This is a genomic window from Streptacidiphilus jeojiense, assembly GCF_000719095.1.
Lineage (GTDB): Bacteria > Actinomycetota > Actinomycetes > Streptomycetales > Streptomycetaceae > Streptacidiphilus > Streptacidiphilus jeojiensis.
In genome coordinates, this window is record NZ_JOEH01000001.1 from 190,040 (window position 1) to 211,263 (window position 21,224).

The window sequence follows — 21,224 nt, forward strand, 5'->3', positions numbered from 1 at the left end:
GAACGCCCGCGGAACTCTGGGGACCGATTCCGTCCGGGCTATCGGTCGGCTGTCCGACATGTCTAGCATCTGCGTCGAGAATGCAGGTCGGAGCGCGGTTGTCAGGTTGTGGGGTGCGTGGTGCGGAGGCCGACGGGGCCGACAGGGCCGCTGGGGTCGATCAGGCCCTGGCTGATAGCCGGGACGGTGGCCGCTCTCGCGGTCGTCAGCGGGTGCGGCGGATCCGCCCCGGCCAGGACGGCCGCCGTGGCCGACGACTACCCCGGCCTGCCGCACACCACGGTGCAGGTGTCGCCTGGCGGCTGTGGGGTCGGCTGGACGAAGCCGCAGGCGGGCCTGCAGGTCTTTGAGGTGAGCAACACCGGCCCGCAGTCCGAGGAGGCCTACCTCAAGAATCCCGCCACCGGCGCGGTGCTGGGCGAGGTCGAGGAGCTCGGCCCCGGCACCACCCGGTCGATGGTGGTGCGGCTGGCGGCCGGGAAGTACGCCTTCTCCTGCCTGCCGCAGGACGTCGACACCATCACCGGGCCCACCGTGGTGGTCCCGGGCACGGGCGGGACCGATACCCCGGGCGTGGTGCCGGTGACCCAGCAGGACCTGGTGCCGCCGACGCTGGCCTACCAGAAGTGGGTGGCCGCCCAGCTCCCGGCGCTGATCACGGCGGTGCAGGCGCTGCAGGCCGCGGTGGACAGCGGCGATGTCGCCGCCGCCGAGAAGGCCTGGTTGCCGGCGCACCTGGACTACGAGCGCCTGGGCGCCGCGTACGGGACCTTCGGCGATCTGGACGGCAGTATCAACGGCACCACCAAGGGCCTGCCGGGCGGTCTGACCGACCCCGGCTTCACCGGGTTCCACCGGCTCGAGTACGGACTGTGGCACGGCCAGTCGGCGGCGTCGCTGCGCCCGGTCGCGGCCCAGCTGACCAAGGACGTGCAGCAGCTCAGGACCGACTGGGCGAAGGCGCAGATGGATCCGTTGGACCTGGGGCTGCGGGCGCACGAGATCGTCGAGAACACGATCCAGTTCGAGCTGACGGCGCGGACGGACTACGGGAGCGGCTCGAACCTGGCGACGGCGCAGGCCAACCTGCAGGGAACGGCGGAGTCGCTGTCGCTGCTGCGGCCGCTGCTGGTGACCAGGATGCCCTCGCTGCCGGCGATCGACACGGCGATGAAGGCGGCGTCGAACGAGCTGTCGACGCTGGGCCGGGTGCCCCTGTCGACGCTGTCGACGGCGGAGCGCGAGCAGCTGAACGCGGTGTTCGGCGAGTTGGTGACGGAGTTGGCGCCGGTGGCGGCTGTGTGTGATGTGCGGAGGACGTCGTGACGGTTGGTTCGGGACAGGTGGACCGGCGGTCGGTGCTGCGCGGTGCGGTGGCGGCGGGAGCCGCCGGGGCCGCCGCGGTGGGGCTCTCGGGGGCTGCGGCGTCGCCCTCGGCTTCGGCCTCGTCGCAGGGCGGGAGCGCCGACGGCGTCTTCGCCTTCCACGGGGTGCACCAGAGCGGTGTGCTGACGGACAAGCAGCGTTGCGCGGCGTTCGTCGCGTTCGATGTGACGGCGAAGGACAAGGCAGGGCTGTCGGCGCTGCTGAGGACGCTGACCGAGCGGGTCAGGTTCCTGATGGCGGGCGGGGTGCCGGAGCCGCTGGGCATCGGCGCACCGCCGGCGGACTCCGGTGTGCTGGGCCCGGTGGTGCCTGCGGACGGTCTGACGGTGACCCTGGCGGTGGGCTCCTCGCTGTTCGACGGCCGGTTCGGGCTGTCCGCCCGCAAGCCGAAGCTGCTGCGCCCGATGGAGTCCTTCCCGGACGACGACCTGGACGCGGCGTACTGCCAGGGCGACCTGCTGCTGCAGTTGGGGGCCGACAACGCGGACACGGTGGCGCACGCCCTGCGCGACCTGGCCCAGCACACCCGGGGGGCGATGCAGGTGCGCTGGCGGATCGACGGCTTCTCGTCGCCGCCGCGGCCGTCGGGCACGCCGCGCAACCTGCTGGGTTTCCGTGACGGCACGGCCAATCCCGATGTCAACGACGCCCGGACGATGGACCAGGTGGTCTGGGTGACCCCGGCGCAGGGCGAGCCCGCCTGGGCGCAGGGCGGCTCCTACCTGGCGGTCCGGTTGATCCGGATGCTGGTGGAGTTCTGGGACCGGGTGTCGCTGAACGAGCAGGAGCGGATGTTCGGCCGGGTGAAGCAGTCGGGGGCTCCGCTGGACGGCCAGGTGGAGACGGACGCCCCCCGTTACTCGGCGGACCCGACCGGCGACGTGATCCCGATGGACAGCCACATGCGGCTGGCGAACCCGCGCACCGCGGGCTCGGACTCGCTGCGGATGCTGCGCCGCGGGTTCAACTACGACCGGGGCACGGACAGCAACGGCAACCTCGACATGGGCCTGGTCTTCTGCGCCTTCCAGCAGGATCTGGACCGTCAGTTCATAGCCGTGCAGAAGAAGTTGGCGGGTGAGCCGCTGGTGGACTACATCACGCCGTTCGGCGGCGGGTACTTCTTCGTGCTGCCGGGCGTGCGTGATGCGAAGGACAGTTTCGGAAGCGCACTGATGAGCTGAAAGTACTGACTCGGGTGTCGCCTTCTGTGGATACTGGTGCGGTCTACGCGCACTGACTCATCGTCTTCTCATATGGCGTTCACGTTCCGGTCATCTGCGGGCACGCATCCCGACGTGCGTGCGGCGGAGGATGCGGGGCGAAACGAACTCGGTCTTCTTGTCCTGCGGAGGGACTCGTTATGGCGATAGTGACTGGTGGCAGGAGGGGCGCCCGATGGGCGGCCCTCGTAGGCGCGGCGGCACTGGTGGCGGCGGCTGGGACCTCTCCGGCCTGGGCCTGGGACGGAGGCCATGGACACGGCGGGGACCCGCGCCCCACCCATGTGACGACGACGACCCCGATCAAGCACCTCGTGGTCATCTATGACGAGAACGTCTCCTTCGACCACTACTTCGGTACCTACCCGAAGGCGGCGAACACCGACGGGACGACGTTCAAGGCTGCCAAGAGCACCCCGAAGAAGGTCAACAACCTGACCAACTCGGGTCTGCTGACGAGCAACCCGAACCTGTACGCGCCGCAGCGGCTCAGCTCCGCGCAGGCTCTGACGTGCGACCAGAACCACAACTACGGCCCGGAGCAGCTGGCCTACAACAGCGGCCTGGCCAACCTGTTCGTCCAGAACACGGACCACGACACCTGCTCCGGCGGGCTGTACGCGGCGCCCGGTCTGGGCATGGACTACTACGACGGCAACACGGTCACCGCGCTGTGGAACTACGCGCAGAACTACACCCTGAACGACAACTCGTTCAGCAACACCTACGGTCCGTCGACCCCGGGTGCGCTCAACCTGATCGCCGGCCAGACCCACGGCGTGGTCTCGGTGAGCGGCACCGGCAGTACCACCAACCCGGTGCAGACCTCGACCCCGGACTCGTACACGGTGCACTCGCCGAACGCCCAGGGCGTGGGCACCATCACCGGTGACCCGGACCCGGCCTACGACGACTGCGCGGACACGGACCACACCAGCACCAGTGCGCTGGGTGAGATGACCGGCACCAACATCGGCGACCTGCTGAACAAGAAGAACGTCACCTGGGGCTGGTTCCAGGGCGGCTTCTCCCCGAGCACCCCCTACACGGGCGCGGCCGGCACCTACGCCAAGTGCGCGGGCAACACGCACACCAACATCGGTGGCGCGGCCTCCGAGGACTACAGCGCGCACCACAACCCGTTCGCGTACTACGCCTCGACGTCCAACCCGCACCACACCCTGCCGGCCAGCCTGAACGAGATCGGCCACAACGGGCAGGCGAACCACAACTACGACCTGTCGTACTTCGACCAGGCCGTCACCGCCGACAAGCTGCCCGCGGTGAGCTTCGTCAAGGCCGCCGAGTACCAGGACGGCCACGCCGGTTACTCCGACCCGACCGACGAGCAGAACTTCCTGGTCAAGCAGATCAACACGCTGCAGAAGTCGCCGGAGTGGTCCTCGACCGCCGTCGTGATCGCCTACGACGACTCCGACGGCTGGTACGACCACGTCTACCACACCCCGACCAACGGCTCCGCGGACACCGCGCAGGACGCGGCGGCGTGCACGGCGGCCGCCACCGCCAAGAAGACCGCTCCGCTGGGCGGGTACGCGGACCGCTGCGGCCCCGGCCCGCGTCAGCCGCTGCTGGTGATCTCGCCCTACGCGAAGACCAACAGCGTCGACCACACCTTCACCACCCAGGCCTCGATCACCAAGTTCATCGAGGACAACTGGAAGACGGGCCGCCTCGGCGACGCGTCCTTCGACGCCTCGGCCGGCTCGCTGACCTCGGCGTTCGACTTCTGGGACCCGAACAACAAGCAGGTGCTGCTGAACGCCGACGGTTCGGTCGCCTCGGTGAAGCCGATCCACCGGTACGACAACAGCGACACGGTGACCAGCTTCGCGGTGAGCGACACGGCCTCCACGACGTCGACGGGGTCGAACGACTCGGCGCTGCTGTCGGCCGGCCTCGGGGCGGCGGCGCTGGCCGCTGTGGGCACCGGGTTCACGGTTTCACGGCGGAACCGGAAGCGGAGTGCGGCTCAGGTCTGATCCGGACCTAGCCGTGGGTGGGGGTGACTGTTCGCGCGGTTCCCCGCGCCCCTAGAGACAAATACAAAAACACGGCGGCACCTGCCTCTCAACCTTGGTCGGGGACGAGAGGCAGGTGCCTTTGTTGTTCTCCGCGTGCGATCCGGCGGCGCTGGCGGGGACGCGGTGGAGCAGATCCCGGGGGTGTGGCTTCCGGGACCACCGGGGCGGCTCAGGTGTGAGCCGCCCCGGAATTCCTTGGGACCGTCAGACGGTGACGGGACGGTCCGTGGGGCGGATCGGGGCCGGCAGGGTGGAGGCCCGGCCGGAGAGGTAGCTGTCGACCGCCTTGGCGGCCGAGCGGCCCTCGGCGATGGCCCAGACGATCAGGGACTGGCCGCGGCCCGCGTCGCCGGCGACGAAGACGCCGTCGACGTTGGTGGCGAACTTCCCGTCCCGGGCGACGTTGCCGCGGGCGTCCAGGTCGACGCCGAGCTGCTCGACCAGGCCGTTCTGGACGTCGGTGCCGGTGAAGCCCATGGCGAGGGTGACCAGCTGGGCCGGGATGGAGCGCTCGGTGCCGGGGATCGGCTCGAACCGGCCGGCCTTGAACTCGACCTCGACCAGGTGCAGTTCCTGGACGTTGCCGTCCTCGTCGCCGGTGAAGTGGGTGGTGTTGACCGCGTAGACGCGCTCACCGCCCTCCTCGTGCGCGGAGGTGACCTTGTAGGTCATCGGCATGGTCGGCCAGGGCTGGTTGGCCGGGCGGTCGTCGCTGGGGCGGGGCATGATCTCCAGCTGGGTGACCGAGGCCGCGCCCTGGCGCAGCGCGGTGCCGAGGCAGTCCGCGCCGGTGTCGCCGCCGCCGATGACGATGACGTGCTTGCCCTTGGCGCTGATCGGGGAGTCGACGTAGTCGCCCTCCTGCACCTTGTTGGACAGCGGCAGGTACTCCATCGCCTGGTGGATGCCGCCCAGCTCGCGGCCGGGGACGGGCAGGTCGCGGGCGGTGGTGGCGCCGGCGGCGACGACGACCGCGTCGAAGCGTTCGCGCAGCTGGCGGCCGGTGACGTCGACGCCGACCTCGACGCCGGTGCGGAACCGGGTGCCTTCGGCGCGCATCTGCTCGACGCGCCGGTTGACGTGCCGCTTCTCCATCTTGAACTCGGGGATGCCGTAGCGCAGCAGGCCGCCGATGCGGTCGGCGCGCTCGTACACGACCACGGTGTGGCCGGCCCGGGTGAGCTGCTGGGCGGCGGCGAGTCCGGCGGGGCCGGAGCCGACGACGGCGACGGTCTTGCCGGAGAGGCGCTCGGGCGGCTGCGGGGCGACGCCGCCGTTGTCCCAGGCCTTGTCGATGATGGTGACCTCGACGTTCTTGATGGTCACCGGGTCCTGGTTGATGCCCAGGACGCAGGCGGACTCGCAGGGCGCGGGGCACAGCCGCCCGGTGAACTCCGGGAAGTTGTTGGTGGCGTGCAGGCGCTCGATGGCGCCGTTCCAGTCGTCCCGGTAGGCCAGGTCGTTCCACTCGGGGATGAGGTTCCCCAGCGGACAGCCGTTGTGGCAGAACGGGATGCCGCAGTCCATGCAGCGGCCGGCCTGCTTGGTGATGATGGGCAGGAGGCTGCGTTCGACGTAGACCTCGTTCCAGTCCTTGATGCGGACGTCGACGGGGCGGCGCTCGGCGAGTTGCTTGGGCGTGGTGAGGAAGCCCTTGGGGTCAGCCACGGTTGGCAGCCTCCATCATCTTCGCGGTGGTCGCGGACTCGGAGAGCCCGTCTCGCTCGGCGGCGTCCTTGGCGGCGAGCACGGCCTTGTAGTCACGGGGCATGATCTTGGAGAAGCGGGAGACGCCGCTGCCCCAGTCGGCGAGGAGTTCGGCGGCCACGGTGGAGCCGGTCTCCTCGTAGTGCTGCTGGACGGTGTCGCGCAGCCATTCGCGGTCGGCCGCGTCGGGGGCCTCGATGCCCACCATGCCGGTGTTGACGTTGTTGGGTCGCATGTCCAGGACGTAGGCGATGCCGCCGGACATGCCGGCTGCGAGGTTGCGCCCGGTCTCGCCGAGGATGACGACCCGTCCGCCGGTCATGTACTCCAGGCCGTGGTCGCCCACGCCCTCGACGACCAGGGTGGCGCCGGAGTTGCGGACGGCGAAGCGCTCGCCGGCCTTGCCGCGCAGGTGGATCCGGCCCGCGGTGGCGCCGTAGCCGATGGTGTTGCCGGCGATGACGTGGGCCTGGGCGTCGGCGCCGATGGCGGCGGCGTCCCGGGCCGGGCGGACCACCAGCACGCCACCGGACAGGCCCTTGCCGACGTAGTCGTTGGCGTCGCCCTCAAGACGCAGCGTGATGCCGCGCGGGACGAAGGCGCCGAAGGACTGTCCGGCGGAGCCGTTGAAGGTGATGTCGATGGTGCCCTCGGGCAGGCCCTCGCTCTTGTACCGCTTGGTCACCTCGTGGCCGAGCATGGTGCCGACGGTGCGGTTGACGTTGCGGATCGGGACCTGGGCGCGGACCGCCTCGCCGTGCAGCAGGGCCTGCTCGGCCAGCTCGATGAGCTGGTTGTCGAGGGCCTTGTCCAGGGCGTGGTCCTGCTCGGTGGTGCGGTGCAGCGCGGTGCCCTCGGGCAGCGCGGGCACGTGCAGCAGCGGGGCGATGTCCAGCCCGTTGGCCTTCCAGTGGTCGACGGCCTTGGTGGCGTCGATCAGCTCGGCGTGGCCGACGGCCTCCTCGATGGTGCGGAAGCCCAGCTCGGCGAGGATCTCGCGCACCTCCTCGGCGATGAACTCGAAGAAGTTCACCACGAACTCGGGCTTGCCGCTGAAGCGTTCGCGCAGCACCGGGTTCTGGGTGGCGACGCCGACCGGGCAGGTGTCCAGGTGGCAGACCCGCATCATGATGCAGCCGGAGACCACCAGGGGCGCGGTGGCGAAGCCGAACTCCTCGGCGCCGAGCAGCGCGGCGATGACCACGTCGCGGCCGGTCTTGAGCTGGCCGTCGGTCTGCACCACGATGCGGTCGCGCAGGCCGTTGAGCAGCAGCGTCTGCTGGGTCTCGGCGAGGCCGAGCTCCCAGGGTCCGCCGGCGTGCTTGAGCGAGGTGAGCGGCGAGGCGCCGGTGCCGCCGTCGTGTCCGGAGACCAGGACGACGTCCGCGTGGGCCTTGCTGACGCCGGCCGCGACCGTGCCGACGCCGACCTCGGAGACCAGCTTCACATGGATGCGGGCCGCCGGGTTGGCGTTCTTGAGGTCGTGGATCAGCTGGGCGAGGTCCTCGATGGAGTAGATGTCGTGGTGCGGCGGCGGGGAGATCAGGCCGACGCCGGGGGTGGAGTGCCGGGTGCGGGCGACCCACGGGTAGACCTTGTGGCCGGGCAGCTGGCCGCCCTCGCCGGGCTTGGCGCCCTGGGCCATCTTGATCTGGATGTCGTCGGCGTTGACCAGGTACTCGCTGGTGACGCCGAAGCGGCCGGAGGCGACCTGCTTGATCGCGGAGCGGCGCTGCGGGTCGTAGAGGCGCTCGGGGTCCTCGCCGCCCTCACCGGTGTTGGACTTGCCGCCGATGCTGTTCATAGCGATGGCGAGGGTCTCGTGGGCCTCCATGGAGATGGAGCCGTAGGACATGGCGCCGGTGGAGAACCGCTTGACGATCTCGGAGACCGGCTCGACCTCGTCGATGGGGATCGGGGTACGGCCCTCGGCGAACTTGAAGAGCCCGCGCAGCGTCATCAAGCGCTCGGACTGCTCGTTCACGCGGCCGGTGTACTGCTTGAAGATGTCGTAGCGCTTGGTGCGGGTGGAGTGCTGGAGCCGGAACACCGTCTCGGGGTCGAACAGGTGCGGCTCGCCCTCGCGGCGCCACTGGTACTCGCCCCCTATCTCCAGCCGGCGGTGGGCCGGGGAGATGCCGGAGACCGGGTAGGCCTGGGCGTGCCGGGCGGCGGTCTCCTGGGCGATCTGGTCCAGGGTGACGCCGCCGAGCTTGGTGGTGGTGCCGGCGAAGTAGGTGTCCACCAGGTCCTGGGAGAGGCCGATGGCCTCGAAGACCTGCGCGCCGCGGTAGGAGGCGACGGTGGAGATGCCCATCTTGGACATCACCTTGAGGACGCCCTTGCCCAGCGCGTAGATCAGGTTGCGGATGGCCTTCTCGGGCTCGACGCCGTCCACGAAGTTGCCGAACGAGGCCATGTCCTCGACGGACTCCATGGCCAGGTAGGGGTTGACCGCGCCGGCGCCGTAGCCGATGAGCAGCGCCACGTGGTGCACCTCGCGGACGTCGCCGGCCTCGACGATCAGGCCGACGTGGGTGCGCTGCTTGGTGCGGATCAGGTGGTGGTGCACGGCTGCGGTGAGCAGCAGCGAGGGGATCGGCGCGTGCTCGGCGTCGGAGTGCCGGTCGGACAGCACGATGATGCGGGCGCCGTCGGCGATGGCGGCGTCGGCCTCGGCCGCGATCTCGGTGAGCCGCGCGGCCAGGGCTGCGCCGCCGCCGGAGACCTTGTAGAGGCCGGAGAGGGTGACCGCCTTGAGGCCGGGCAGGTCGCCGTCGGCGTTGATGTGGACCAGCTTGGCCAGCTCGTCGTTGTCGATCACCGGGAAGGGGATGGTGACGGAGCGACAGGAGGCGGCCTCGGCGTCCAGCAGGTTGCCCTCGGGGCCGAGGTTGCTGGACAGCGAGGTGACCAGCTCCTCCCGGATGGCGTCCAGCGGCGGGTTGGTGACCTGCGCGAACAGCTGGGTGAAGTAGTCGAACAGCAGCCGGGGCTTCTCGGAGAGCGCGGCGATGGGCGAGTCGGTGCCCATCGAGCCGAGCGGTTCGCCGCCGGTCTTGGCCATCGGCGCGAGGATGACCCGCAGCTCCTCCTCGGTGTAGCCGAAGGTCTGCTGACGGCGGGTCACCGAGGCGTGGGTGTGCGCGATGTGCTCGCGCTCGGGCAGCGCGTCCAGGGTGATCGAGCCGGCGTGCAGCCACTCCTGGTAGGGGTTCTCGGCGGCGAGCTCGGCCTTGATCTCCTCGTCCTCGACGATCCGGCCGGCGGCCGTGTCGACCAGGAACATCCGGCCGGGCTGCAGCCGGCCCTTGCGGACCACCTGGTCCTGCGGGATGTCCAGCACGCCGACCTCGGAGGCGAGCACGACCAGGCCGTCCTCGGTGATCCAGTAGCGGGCCGGGCGCAGGCCGTTGCGGTCCAGGACCGCGCCGATCTGGGTGCCGTCGGAGAAGGTGACGCAGGCCGGGCCGTCCCAGGGCTCCATCAGGTTGGAGTGGAACTGGTAGAAGGCGCGGCGGTCGGGGTCCATGGTGGCGTGGTTCTCCCACGCCTCCGGGATCATCATCAGCACGGCGTGCGGCAGCGTGCGGCCGCCGAGGTGCAGCAGTTCCAGGACCTCGTCGAAGGACGCGGTGTCGGAGTGGTCCGGGGTGCAGACCGGGAAGATCCGGTCCAGGCCCTGGCCGTTGCGGTTGTCCGGGATGAGGTCGGTGGCGAGCTGGGACTCGCGGGCGGTCATCCAGTTGCGGTTGCCCTTGACCGTGTTGATCTCGCCGTTGTGGGCGATGAACCGGTACGGGTGGGCCAGCGGCCAGCTCGGGAAGGTGTTGGTGGAGAAGCGGGAGTGCACCAGGCCGATGGCGGAGGCGAAGCTGCGGTCCGACAGGTCGGGGAAGAACGGCTCCAGCTGGCCGGTGGTGAGCATGCCCTTGTAGACCAGGGTGCGCGCGGACAGCGAGGGGAAGTAGACACCGGCCTCGCGCTCGGCGCGCTTGCGCAGCACGAACGCGACGCGGTCCAGCTCCAGGCCGGAGCGGCCGGCCCCCGCGTCGGTGTCGGCGTCGGCGACGAAGAGCTGGCGGAAGCGCGGCATGACCGAGCGGGCGGTGACGCCGAGCAGGTCGGGGGTGACCGGGACGTCGCGCCAGCCGAGGACGGTCAGGCCCTCCTCGGCGGCGACGGCCTCGATGGCCGCCACGGCTGCGGCGTCGGCCTCGTCCGCGTCGGGCAGGAAGGCGATGCCGACGGCGTAGGAGCCGGCCGCGGGGAGGGTGAAGTCGACCTTGCCGCGCAGGAAGGCGTCCGGGACCTGGGTGAGGATGCCCGCGCCGTCGCCGGAGTCGGGCTCGGCACCGGTGGCGCCGCGGTGTTCGAGGTTGCGGAGAACGGTGAGTGCCTGCTCGACGATGCGGTGCTCGGCCTTGCCGGTGAGCGTCGCCACAAAGCCGACGCCGCAGGCGTCATGCTCATTGCTGGGGTCGTACAGGCCCTGCTGAGCGGGGCGCGCGTCCGCCAGAGCCCAGTAGGGCTTGGGGGAAGACTGCGGGGACGCAGACAGCATCGGCTCTCCCGTCGTGTCGTCGTGTTCGGCATGGTCACAATTCACATGCGCATCCGGGACGACGCTGGCCCTCTGCGATTTCGTGCAGGTTACATGATGCCGTGGATTCCACAAAGTGGATTCTGGAGTCCATCATGTGGACAACGCAGCAGGTCAGGCCCGAGGTGCGGCCACGCGCGGCGGATCAGGAACCGCCCGGTTCTCGTGGGGTAGGGAGAGCTCGGACGTCCTCGCAAGTGTGCCCGAACGACAGGCGTGCGAAACAGGGGGTTCATATGTCCGCATGGTGTGAGTAACACCACCCGGACCTGTCCCGGCCCCGGACGAACCCCCGCAGGTCAGCCGATGTGCGCACCGATCAGGTGGCCCAGCGCGAAGGTGATCCCGGCCGCCGCGGTGCCCAGCGCGAGCTGCCGCAGACCGCTGAACCACCAGCTGCGCGCGGTCACCTTGCTCACCACGGCGCCGCAGCCGAACAGGCCGACCACGGCCAGCCCCAGCGCGGGCAGCAGGCTGGTCGCGCCGAGCAGGTAGGGCAGCAGCGGCAGCAGCGCGCCGATCGAGAAGGCGGCGAACGAGGAGACCGCGGCGAGCAGCGGCGACGGCAGGTCCTCCGGGTCGATGCCCAGCTCCTCGCGGGCGTGCACCTCCAGGGCCCGCTCCGGGTCGGCGGTCAGCTGCTGGGCGACCTCGAAGGCCAGCCGCGGCTCCACGCCGCGCTCCACGTAGAGCTGCGCCAGCTCGGCCAGCTCCTCGCCCGGGTTGCGGCGCAGCTCCAGCCGCTCGATCTCCAGCTCGGCCTGGACCAGCTCGCGCTGCGAGGCCACCGAGGTGTACTCCCCCGCCGCCATCGAGAAGGCACCGGCCGCCAGTCCGGCCAGCCCGGTCAGCACGATCGCCTGGTGCCCGACGTCCCCGCCGACCACGCCGGCCATCAGCGCGAAGTTGGAGACCAGCCCGTCCATCGCCCCGAACACGGCCGGACGCAGCCACCCGCCGCTGACGTCGCGGTGGGTGTGGGCGTACGCCTCGGCGGTCGCGGCTATGGACTCGGCAGAGGGTACGTCGGAGGGGGTGGCGGACGACGGGACGGGGGCATCGATACGTGCTGCGGTACTGGTCACATCAGTAAAACTAGACTCTGTCCAAGTTTTGTTCCAGTAAGGAAGTACTGCCTTACTGCCCCTCTGACCTGCAAGGTTAGCCTTGCCTTCAGCTGTAGAAGGCCCGCCGGACCCGCCGCAGCCAGGCGTCGGCGGCGGCCTCGTCCGGTGCCTGCGGCAGCATTCCGGGACCGTCCAGGACCGACTCGGCCCGGGACAGCAGCGGCTCGGCGCGCTCCGGCCGCTCCGCGATCCACTCCCCCAACCGGCGCACCTCGTCCGGGTCGGCGAGCCGGACCGTCAGCCGGCCGGTGGTGTGCAGTTCCTCCGCCTGGCGCAGCAGCCGGACCAGGTGGCGGGCGTGCTTGGCCGCGCGGGCGGCCTGCTCCGGTTCGCGGGTCAGCAGCTTGCGCAGTTGCTGGGTGGCGTAGCCGAGGTAGGCGCTGCGGACCCCGCGCTCGGACAGCAGCGAGCCGCGCAGCGCGACGAGCTCCTCCCCCAGCGGGGTGCTCACCTGGTACTCCTCCAGCCAGAGGATCTCACTGGCCGTCGGATTGCTGGACAGGATCAGCCGTACGGCCTTCCCGGCCTCGTGGAAGGTGCTGTCGGGGCTGTACCTGACCACCGACTCCTGCGGCCGGTGCAGCCCGTGCAGGTCCGCGGTGGGCGCCGCGAACATGCCGAGCACGTCGATGTCGGAGCCCTGGTGCGCGAGCCCGTACGCGGTCGAGCCGACGACGCCGGCCAGCAGCACATTCATGCGATGAGCTTGCCGGTACGGGCCGGGGCGGGCCACCGATTTTGGTTCAGGACAGCCTGCCGTCGGTGAGTTCCAGGGTCCGGTCGGCGCGGGCGGCGAAGCCGCGGTCGTGGGTGACCATCACGGTGGCGGTGTCGTGGTCGCGGGTGACCGCGGCCAGGAGGTCGACGATGCGGGCGCCGCGGTCGTGGTCCAGCGCCGAGGTGGGCTCGTCCACCAGCAGCACCGCGGGCTCGGCGAACAGCGCACGGGCGATGTTGACGCGCTGGCGCTCGCCGCCGGAGAGCTGGTGCGGGCGGCGGTGCTGCCTGCCGTCGGTGAGGCCGACCGAGGCCAGCAGCCGCTCGGCGCGGGGCAGACCGGCCTTGGCGCTGACGCCGCGCAGATGGGCCATGGCCTGGAGCTGTTCCAGGGCGGTCAGCGAGGCCAGCAGGTTCGGCTGCTGGAAGACGATGCCGATACGGTCCCGGCGCAGCTCGGTGGCCTGCCTGGGGCTCAGCCCGGCGGTGTCCCGCCCGGCCACCAGGACCCGGCCGGAGTCGGGGCGCAGCAGCGTCGCGGCAACCGCGAGCAGGCTGGACTTGCCGGAGCCGGACGGTCCGACCACGGCGGTCAGGGTGCCGGGAGCGGCGTGCAGGCTGACCCGGTCCAGGGTGGTGAGACGGCGATCGCCGTCCGGGTAGGTGAGTACGACGTCCTGCAGGGTGAGGCCGTTCATCGGTTGGCTCCCAGGGCGGTCAGCGGGTCGGCGGAGGTGATCCGGCGGACGGCTAGGGCGGCGCCGGCCAGGCCGAGCACCACCATGGCCAGCACCGGGACGGCGACGGTGGCGCCGCTGAGGACGAAGGGCAGGCCGCCGCTGCTCAGCAGGGCGCCGCCGGCGACACCGACGGCCGCGCCGGTGATGGTGCCGCCGAGCAGCAGCACCAGCGCCTGGGCCAGGGCGTCCCGCACCAGGTAGCCGCTGGAGGCGCCGACGGCCTTGAGGACGGCGATGTCAGTGCCGCGTTGTACGGTCCAGACAGTGAAGAAGGCGCCCACCACCAGGGCGCTCACGGCGAAGAGGAAGCCCTGGATCATCCGCAGGCTGCCTTGTTCGGCGGAGAACCCGTCGATACCGGCCAGGGCGGCGGCGCGGCCGACGGTCCTGGTGTTCTGCAGCCGGTCCAGGGCGGTGGTGTCGGCGGTCCCGGGGTCGACGGCCAGCGCGCTGGGGGCGGTGGCCCCGCTGAGCTGCTGCCAGGTCGGTTCGGTGGTCCAGACGCTGGGGGCGTGGCCGTAGGAGCGGTCGGCGGTGATGCCGGAGACGGTGAGGGTCCGCGCGCCGACGGTGACCCTGCTGCCGACGCTGACGCCGTCCGCCCGAGCGGTCCCGGCGCCGACGGCGACCTGCCCGGCGGCGGGCGCGCTGCCGGACTCCAGCGGTGGCAGCAGTGCGGCCGGGACGCCCAGGACGCTGACCGACGTCGTGCTGTCGGCGCTGGTCAGCCGGGACATGGCGATGCCGAGGGCGGCGACGGAACCGACCCCGGGGGCCGACTGCCAGGCGGCGAGCTGGGCCGGGCCGACGCTGCTGTTGCTGAAGGAGACCTGGGGCGAGGAGCCCTGACCTGCCGCGAAGACGATCGAACCGACCGGGAGCCGCGCCACCGCCGAGGAGGCGTCGGCGGCGAGCCCACCGGTGAGCCCGTACAGGAAGGCGACCAGCGTGGTGATGAGCATGACGACCGCGCCCATCAGGGCGAAGCGCCCGCGGGCGAAGCTGATCTCGCGCAGGGCGATGAACACCGGAAATCCTCCAGGAGTGGACCGTGCCTCCACCCTGGCGGCACCGGCGTCCGCGCCCATCAGGGAGAGGAGTGGTCCCGAATCCATCGAAAGGTTGATACCGGCGCAGGCCGGACAGCGGTGCCGACGGCCTTAGGCTCGAACGCTGTGACCAGTACCGACGCCCCAGCCGTCCATCTGCCCGCCGTCCGGGTGATGGGCGCCGCCCTGCATGCGATGTTCTACGCGCTGCTGGTGGCGGGCCTGGTGAACGGCGCCGGAGCGGCCGGCGTGCTGCTGGGCGTGGCGCTGGGGGCGGCCTACGCCTGCGGCGGGCTGCCCCGGGTGCGCTCCTCGCGTGCCGCCTCCAGGATCTGGTTCGCCGGGGTCGCGGCGCTGTGGACCGGGCTGACCGCGGTCGACCCGGCGGCCGGCTACGTGGTGTTCCCGCTGTTCCTGATCGGGCTGCACCTGCTGCCGCCGCGCTGGTCGCTGCCGGTGGTCGCGGCGCTGACCGGGGTCGTGGTCGCGGCGCAGGCCGGCACCGACGGCGGGCTGACCGCGGCGAAGGTGATAGGTCCGTGCGTGGGCGCGGTGGTGGCGGTGCTCACCGCCTACGGCTACTCGGTGCTGTACCGGGAGAGCTCGACCCGGCAGCGGCTGATCGACGACCTGGTGCGGACCAGGGACGAACTGGCCGCCAGCCAGCGCGAGGCCGGCCGGCTGGCCGAGCGGCAGCGACTGGCCAGGGAGATCCACGACACCCTGGCCCAGGGCCTGTCCAGCATCGTGCTGCTGTCCCGATCGGCGGAGAACGCGCTGCCGGACGGCGCCGGGACCGCGCGGCAGCGGATCCGGGAGATCGGCGGCACCGCCGCCGACAACCTGGCCGAGGCACGTCGCTTCGTCGCCGCGCTCACTCCCCCGTCGCTGCAGGACACCACCCTGCCCGAGGCACTGCGCCGGGTCACCGCCGGGTACGGCCCGGTTCCCCGGGTGTCGTTCCATCAAGACGGCGAGGCCTGCCCGCTGCCGGTCGAGGCCGAGGTGGCGCTGCTGCGGCTGACCCAGGAGGCGCTCGCCAATGTGCGGCGGCACGCCGACGCCGACCGGGTCGCGGTGACCCTCAGCTATCTGGACGACCAGGTGACCCTGGACGTCTACGACGACGGACGGGGCTTCGCCGCAGAATGGGAGACAGGTCGGGGGGCAGACCGGGCGACGGGCGATGACGACCACCGGCCCCGGTTCGGTCTGCACGGGATGCGGGAGCGGATCACCGACCTCGGTGGCCGCCTGGCGATCGAGTCCACCCCGGGAGAGGGCACCGTCGTGGCCGCGTCGCTGCCGCTGGCCGTTCCGCAGCAGACGGAGGCGGACCGGTGATCCGGGTGCTGCTGGTGGACGACCACCCGGTGGTGCGGCGCGGGATGCGCGCCCTGCTGGAGGAGTTGCCGGAGCTGGACCCGGTGGGCGAGGCCGCCGACGGGGCCGCCGCGCTGCGCTTCCTGGCCGAGGCCGCACCGGCGGGCACGGACCGGGTCGACGTGGTGCTGATGGACCTTCAGATGGGCGCCGGGATGCACGGTGTCGAGGCCACCCGCAGGATCACCGCACTGTCCGATCCCCCTGCGGTGCTGATCCTGACCACCTACAGCACCGACGGCGACATCCTGGCGGCCGTCGAGGCCGGCGCCACCGGCTATCTGCTCAAGGACGCCCCGCCGGAGGACCTGGCCGCCGCGATCAGGGCGGCCGCCCGCGGCGAGACGGTGCTCGCACCGCCGGTGGCGGCCCGGCTGCTGGGCCGGGTCCGGGCCGGCCGCCCCACGCTCTCACCGCGCGAGACCGAGATCCTGGAACTGCTGGCCGAGGGCCTGACCAACCGCCAGATCTCCCGGCGGCTGTTCATCAGCGAGGCCACCGTGAAGACCCATCTGGTCCATGTCTACGACAAGCTCGGGGTGGACAGCAGGACCGCCGCGATCGCCGCCGCCCACCAGGGCGGCCTGCTGCGACGGTCCCGCTGACTGCGTATCGGCCCGGCCGGGGCGTCCGGACTCAGCCGGCGCTGGGCGACGCGTTCGGGGAGACCAGCGCGGCCGAGGCCGACGGCGAGATCGTCGCCGGGGTCTTGCCCTTGTTGGCGGCGTCGACCCACTTGATCAGGTTGGCCGTGCTGATCTGCTCCCCGTTGTAGGTGGGGTAGGCCGAGGTGCCGTTGAGCAGGATGGTCGGGGTGGAGGTGTAGCCGGACTTGTCGAAGTCCTTCTGCACCGCGGTGACCCAGGCCCCGAAGCTGTTGTTGTTCACGCAGGACTCGAAGGTGGGCGTGTCCAGCCCGGGGACCTGCTTGGCCAGCGTGATCAGCTTGGACTTGTCCGCCCAGGCGTCGTCGGTCTCGTCCGGCTGGTTGGCGTAGAGGACGTCGTGGTAGCCGTGGAACTTGCCGACGTTCTGAGCGCAGGCCACCGCGTTGGCGGCGTTCTTCGACCCTGAGCCGTTGTCGTTGCGGTCGATGAACGAGACCACGTGGTAGTTCACGTGGATCTTGCCCTGGGCCATCAGCTGGTTGACCGTGGTGTGGAAGCTCTTCTCGTAGGAGCCGCACGCCGGGCAGCGCAGGTCCTCGTAGACCGTGAGCGTGGACGGAGCGGCCGAGGAGCCCACCGGGATGATCAGCTTGTTGGTGCCGATGGTCCCGGCCGGGGCCTGGGTGGCGGCGTCGTACGAGCTGGTGCGGCTGTTCTGCACCAGCACGCCGATCACCACGGCCACCACGATCACGGCGAGCACCGTGCCGATGATGCCGAACTTGCGCAGCCGCTTGGTCTTGGCCTCCTGGGCGGCGCGCTCCTCCTGCATCCGTTCGCGCGCGGTGCGCTTGGCTTCACTGCTGTTCTTCTGGCTCATTGCTGCGTCATCACCAAATATCCGGGGACATGTTGAACTACTGCGGTGGGTCAGTCCGTTGCGAGCAGGCCGTCCAGCGAGGCCCAGGTGCGGGGCCACCTGACCAGCCACCCGGCCAGCAGCAGGAAGCCGATGTCGCGGAAGATCTCCTGCAGGTAGGCGGTGTGCGAGGCGCTCACCGCGCCGCCGCCGCCGAAGCAGCCGCAGTCGATGGAGATCCCGCGGGCCCAGACCGAGGCGATGGACCCGATGTAGACCAGCAGCAGCAGTCCGGAGAGGGCGGCCGCGACCCGGGTGCCCAGACCGACCAGCAGCAGCAGGGCCAGCGCCAGTTCCAGGAAGGGCAGCCCGTAGCCGAACGGTTTCACCAGGGCCTCCGGCAGCAGCCGGTAGGCGCGCACGGCCTGCGCCGCGGCCTCGGGATCGGAGATCTTGGCCAGCCCGGCCCAGGCCCACACCACCGCGAGCCCGAGCCGCGCGGCGGTGCCGATCCCCGTGACGATCGCGCCGCGGCGCCTGCGCTCCATCTGCTTCCCACCCGCCCGGGCCATCTGATCCGTGGCCATCCGGCATCGCCTCCCTGCGATTCATGACTGTTCAGTACTGCTCAGGACGGTCAGTACTGCTCCGCAGTCGCCTTCCGCGCGGCCGCCTGCGCGACGAAGGCGCCCAGCGCCTTGGGGTCGCTCAGCAGCTCGTGCTGCGCGCCGAGGTCCACCTCGTTGCCGTCCACCAGCATCGAGGGCGTCCCGAATCGGACGTGCGCGTCGTTGTACGCGGTCTGCGCCGCGTCGACCCAGCTCCGGTACCAGACCGTGCGGACCTCGGTGTCGAAGGCCGGGCCGCGCAGATGCGGCACCGTGCCGGCGATGGCCAGCAGCCGGGGCACGGTGAAGCCGTTCACCCACTCGTCCGGCTGGTTGGCGAACAGCAGCGCGTGGAACAGCGGGAAGGCACCCCGGGACAGGGCGGCCCTGGCCGCGTTGGTGGCGAGCACGGCGCCGGGACCGGGCAGCCGCTGGTCCAGCGAGGACTCCATGACGTAGCGGACCAGCACCTGGTGCCGGGCGGCCAGGGCGGCCAGTTCGGCGCCCTGCCGGCGTTCGAAGTCACGGGTGGAGGAGCAGCGGAAGTCCTCGAAGAGGGTGAGCACCACGGGGGCGTCGGCATAACCGACGTCGACGCCGGCGCCGTCCGGGGCGAGCCGCGCCGGCAGGCCGTTGAGGACCTTGCGCTGCGGGACGTCGGCGATCAGGACGGGGCGCTGGACGCTGCGGCTGGCGACCAGGGGGTCGGTCCGGTCGTAGCCGGTCGTCTGCTCCGCGACCAACCGCTGCCGGCCGCCCTCGGACAACGCCCTGCCCACGCTGGCCTCGGCGCCCACGGCGACGGCCAGCGCCACGGCGGCGACGGCCGCACGGGTCACCCGGGCACGGGTGGAGACAGCCACGGTGGACCTCCTCTGATCGCGGTCGTGCGGGCGCGCACGGGCGGCGCCAAAAGGAGCCACCTGCCGGATCATCAACGAGGAGGGCACTCACGGGGATACGCGCCACGCGGCCACTCACCTGAACGAGTGACCGCGTGGCGGGTTTAGGGCGACTTCGCGGCGGCGGCCCCGGGGCGGGGGCCGCCGCTTGGGGCTAACGCTTGCGGACGCCCTCGGCGAGCTCGGCGGCGAGCTCGCGGACGGCCGCGTAGCCGGCCTCCGGGGAGGCCGCGTCCAGGATCCGCTGGACGAAGGCGGAGCCGACGATCACCCCGTCGGCGAACGCCGCCACCTCGGCGGCCTGCGCCGCGGTGGAGACGCCGAGGCCGACGCAGACCGGCAGGTCGGTGGTGGCCCGGGTGCGCCGCACCAGGTCCTCGGCCATCTCGCCGACCTGGTTGCGGCTGCCGGTGACACCCATCACCGCGGCCGCGTAGACGAAGCCGGTGCCGCTGGCGGTGATGGTCGCCAGCCGCTGGTCCCGGCTGGACGGGGCGACCACGAACACCGTGGCCAGGCCCAGTTCCTCGGCGGCGGCGAGCCAGGGGCCCGCCTCCTCGACCGGCAGGTCGGGCAGGATGCAGCCGGCTCCCCCGGCGGCGGCGAGGTCGGCGGCGAAACGGGCGGCGCCGTAGCGGTCCACCGGGTTCCAGTAGGTCATCACCAGCACCGGCACGGTCGGGTTGGCCGCGGTGACCTGACGGACCGTCTCCAGCACGTCCCTGGTGCGGACCCCGTTGCGCAGGGCGATGTCGTCGGCGGTCTGGATGGTGGGCCCGTCCAGCACCGGGTCGCTGTGCGGCAGGCCGATCTCGACCGCGTCCGCGCCGCCGTCGATCAGCGCCTGCACGGCCTGGGCGGCGCCGTCGATGGTCGGGAAGCCGGCCGGGAGGTAGCCAATGAGGGCGGCCCGGTCCTCCGCCTTGGCGGCTGCGAGGACTCCGCTGAGCTGGGTGTTCACTTGGTCTCCCCGTCGAGCAGGCCGAAGTACTCGGCGGCGGTGTGCATGTCCTTGTCCCCGCGCCCGGAGAGGTTGACCAGGATGGTCGCGTCCGGGCCGAGCTCGCGGCCCAGCTCCAGCGCCCCGGCGAGGGCGTGCGAGCTCTCGATCGCCGGGATGATGCCCTCGGTGCGGGAGAGCAGCCGCAGGGCCTGCATGGCGGCGTCGTCGGTGCAGGGCCGGTACTCGGCGCGGCCGGAGTCCTTGAGGTAGGCGTGCTCGGGGCCGACGCCCGGGTAGTCCAGGCCGGCCGAGATGGAGTGGCTCTCGATGGTCTGGCCGTCCTCGTCCTGCAGCACGTAGGTGCGGGAGCCGTGCAGCACCCCCGGGTCGCCCTTGGTGAGGGTGGCGGCGTGGCGCGGGGTGTCCACGCCCTCGCCGGCGGCCTCGATGCCGATCAGCCGGACGCCGGCGTCGGGGATGAAGTCGTAGAAGATCCCCATCGCGTTGGAGCCGCCGCCGACGCAGGCCACCACGGCGTCCGGGAGGGCGCCGGTGCGGTCCAGCACCTGGGCCCGGGCCTCGATGCCGATCACCCGGTGGAACTCACGGACCATCATGGGGAAGGGGTGCGGTCCGGCGACGGTACCGAAGAGGTAGTGGGTGGAGTCGACGTTGGCGACCCAGTCGCGGAAGGCCTCGTTGATGGCGTCCTTGAGGGTGCGGCTGCCGGAGGTGACCGGGACCACCTCGGCGCCGAGCATCCGCATCCGGGCGACGTTCAGCGCCTGGCGCTGGGTGTCGACCTCGCCCATGTAGATGGTGCAGTCCATGCCGAAGAGCGCCGCGGCGGTGGCGGTGGCCACACCGTGCTGGCCCGCACCGGTCTCGGCGATCAGCCGGGTCTTGCCCATCCGGCGGGTGAGCAGGGCCTGGCCCAGGACGTTGTTGATCTTGTGCGAGCCGGTGTGGTTGAGGTCCTCGCGCTTCAGCAGGATGCGGGCTCCGCCGGCCTCGGCGGAGAAGCGGTGGACGTCGGTGAGGGGGCTCGGACGTCCGGTGTAGTCCTTGAGCAGGGCGGCGAGTTCGGCGCCGAAGGCGGGGTCGGCCTTGGCCTTCTCGTACTCGTCGGCGACCTGCTCCACGGCGGCGACCAGGGCCTCCGGGATGAAGCGGCCGCCGTAGGCTCCGAAGTAGCCACGGCCGTCGGGTGTGAGGGCGTGCGTAGACATGACTGGTCCTCAGATGTGTGAGGTGGGCAGGGGCGTCGTAAGCGCAACGAGGGTGTGGGTCGGCAGGGTTCAGCAGTGCACGCATGTGGGTGGTT

Annotated in this window: 16 protein-coding genes; 5 read left to right on the top strand and 11 right to left on the bottom strand. The window is 71.4% G+C overall.

The window, feature by feature from the left end; all coding sequences use genetic code 11:
* Window positions 1-186 precede the first annotated feature (186 nt).
* The 3 genes from IF29_RS0100835 to IF29_RS0100845 all read left to right on the top strand — a co-directional run bounded on the left by IF29_RS0100835 (window position 187) and on the right by IF29_RS0100845 (window position 4,612).
* Window positions 187-1,326 carry an EfeM/EfeO family lipoprotein gene (locus tag IF29_RS0100835; protein ID WP_232241963.1) on the top strand — a complete coding sequence of 380 codons (1,140 nt, stop codon included), beginning with the start codon at window positions 187-189 and terminating at the stop codon, window positions 1,324-1,326.
* Window positions 1,323-2,570 carry an iron uptake transporter deferrochelatase/peroxidase subunit gene (gene efeB / locus IF29_RS0100840; protein WP_084713317.1) on the top strand — a complete coding sequence of 416 codons (1,248 nt, stop codon included), beginning with the start codon at window positions 1,323-1,325 and terminating at the stop codon, window positions 2,568-2,570. The genes IF29_RS0100835 and efeB overlap by 4 nt, the downstream gene beginning before the upstream one ends.
* 179 nt (window positions 2,571-2,749) lie before the next feature.
* The gene (locus IF29_RS0100845) at window positions 2,750-4,612 is read left to right on the top strand and encodes a phospholipase C (RefSeq protein WP_030248268.1); all 1,863 of its coding nucleotides are present in this window, start codon (window positions 2,750-2,752) and stop codon (window positions 4,610-4,612) included.
* A 246-nt stretch (window positions 4,613-4,858) separates the two neighbouring features.
* Here the strand turns inward: IF29_RS0100845 and IF29_RS0100850 are convergent, their stop codons facing one another.
* From IF29_RS0100850 to IF29_RS0100875, 6 genes are all read right to left on the bottom strand, one after another.
* A complete protein-coding gene (locus IF29_RS0100850) occupies window positions 4,859-6,322 on the bottom strand; it encodes a glutamate synthase subunit beta (RefSeq protein WP_030248269.1) in 1,464 nt (487 codons plus the stop codon).
* Window positions 6,315-10,925 carry a glutamate synthase large subunit gene (gene gltB, locus IF29_RS0100855; protein WP_084713319.1) on the bottom strand — a complete coding sequence of 1,537 codons (4,611 nt, stop codon included), beginning with the start codon at window positions 10,923-10,925 and terminating at the stop codon, window positions 6,315-6,317. The genes IF29_RS0100850 and gltB overlap by 8 nt, the downstream gene beginning before the upstream one ends.
* A gap of 338 nt (window positions 10,926-11,263) precedes the next feature.
* Window positions 11,264-11,971 carry a VIT1/CCC1 transporter family protein gene (locus IF29_RS0100860; protein WP_030248273.1) on the bottom strand — a complete coding sequence of 236 codons (708 nt, stop codon included), beginning with the start codon at window positions 11,969-11,971 and terminating at the stop codon, window positions 11,264-11,266.
* A gap of 166 nt (window positions 11,972-12,137) precedes the next feature.
* Window positions 12,138-12,788: a nucleotidyltransferase domain-containing protein gene (locus tag IF29_RS0100865; RefSeq protein ID WP_030248275.1), complete on the bottom strand. Its 651-nt coding sequence runs from the start codon at window positions 12,786-12,788 to the stop codon at window positions 12,138-12,140.
* A gap of 46 nt (window positions 12,789-12,834) precedes the next feature.
* On the bottom strand, window positions 12,835-13,506 hold the full coding sequence (locus IF29_RS0100870; RefSeq protein ID WP_030248277.1) for an ABC transporter ATP-binding protein: 672 nt from the start codon (window positions 13,504-13,506) through the stop codon (window positions 12,835-12,837).
* Window positions 13,503-14,663 carry an ABC transporter permease gene (locus tag IF29_RS0100875; protein ID WP_232241965.1) on the bottom strand — a complete coding sequence of 387 codons (1,161 nt, stop codon included), beginning with the start codon at window positions 14,661-14,663 and terminating at the stop codon, window positions 13,503-13,505. Before IF29_RS0100875 ends, IF29_RS0100870 begins: the two co-directional genes overlap by 4 nt.
* Window positions 14,664-14,723: 60 nt before the next feature.
* Here IF29_RS0100875 and IF29_RS0100880 point away from each other — a divergent pair, with 60 nt between their 5' ends.
* Window positions 14,724-15,941, top strand: a complete 1,218-nt coding sequence (locus IF29_RS0100880) for a sensor histidine kinase (protein ID WP_232241966.1) — start codon at window positions 14,724-14,726, stop codon at window positions 15,939-15,941.
* Window positions 15,938-16,585 (top strand): response regulator, encoded by a 648-nt coding sequence (locus tag IF29_RS0100885; RefSeq protein WP_030248282.1) that lies wholly within the window; start codon window positions 15,938-15,940, stop codon window positions 16,583-16,585. The genes IF29_RS0100880 and IF29_RS0100885 overlap by 4 nt, the downstream gene beginning before the upstream one ends.
* A 31-nt stretch (window positions 16,586-16,616) precedes the next feature.
* Here the strand turns inward: IF29_RS0100885 and IF29_RS0100890 are convergent, their stop codons facing one another.
* From IF29_RS0100890 to trpB, 5 genes are all read right to left on the bottom strand, one after another.
* Window positions 16,617-17,468 (bottom strand): DsbA family protein, encoded by an 852-nt coding sequence (locus IF29_RS0100890; RefSeq protein WP_030248283.1) that lies wholly within the window; start codon window positions 17,466-17,468, stop codon window positions 16,617-16,619.
* 50 nt (window positions 17,469-17,518) lie between these two features.
* Window positions 17,519-18,034, bottom strand: a complete 516-nt coding sequence (locus IF29_RS0100895; RefSeq protein WP_084713323.1) for a MauE/DoxX family redox-associated membrane protein — start codon at window positions 18,032-18,034, stop codon at window positions 17,519-17,521.
* A 50-nt stretch (window positions 18,035-18,084) separates the two neighbouring features.
* Complete coding sequence (locus IF29_RS0100900; RefSeq protein ID WP_051724739.1) at window positions 18,085-18,918, bottom strand: DsbA family protein; 834 nt, start codon at window positions 18,916-18,918, stop codon at window positions 18,085-18,087.
* 193 nt (window positions 18,919-19,111) lie between these two features.
* Entirely contained in the window at window positions 19,112-19,918 is an 807-nt protein-coding gene (gene trpA / locus IF29_RS0100905; protein WP_030248290.1) for a tryptophan synthase subunit alpha, read from the bottom strand.
* Window positions 19,915-21,129 carry a tryptophan synthase subunit beta gene (trpB, locus tag IF29_RS0100910; protein WP_030248291.1) on the bottom strand — a complete coding sequence of 405 codons (1,215 nt, stop codon included), beginning with the start codon at window positions 21,127-21,129 and terminating at the stop codon, window positions 19,915-19,917. Before trpB ends, trpA begins: the two co-directional genes overlap by 4 nt.
* Window positions 21,130-21,224 lie beyond the last annotated feature (95 nt).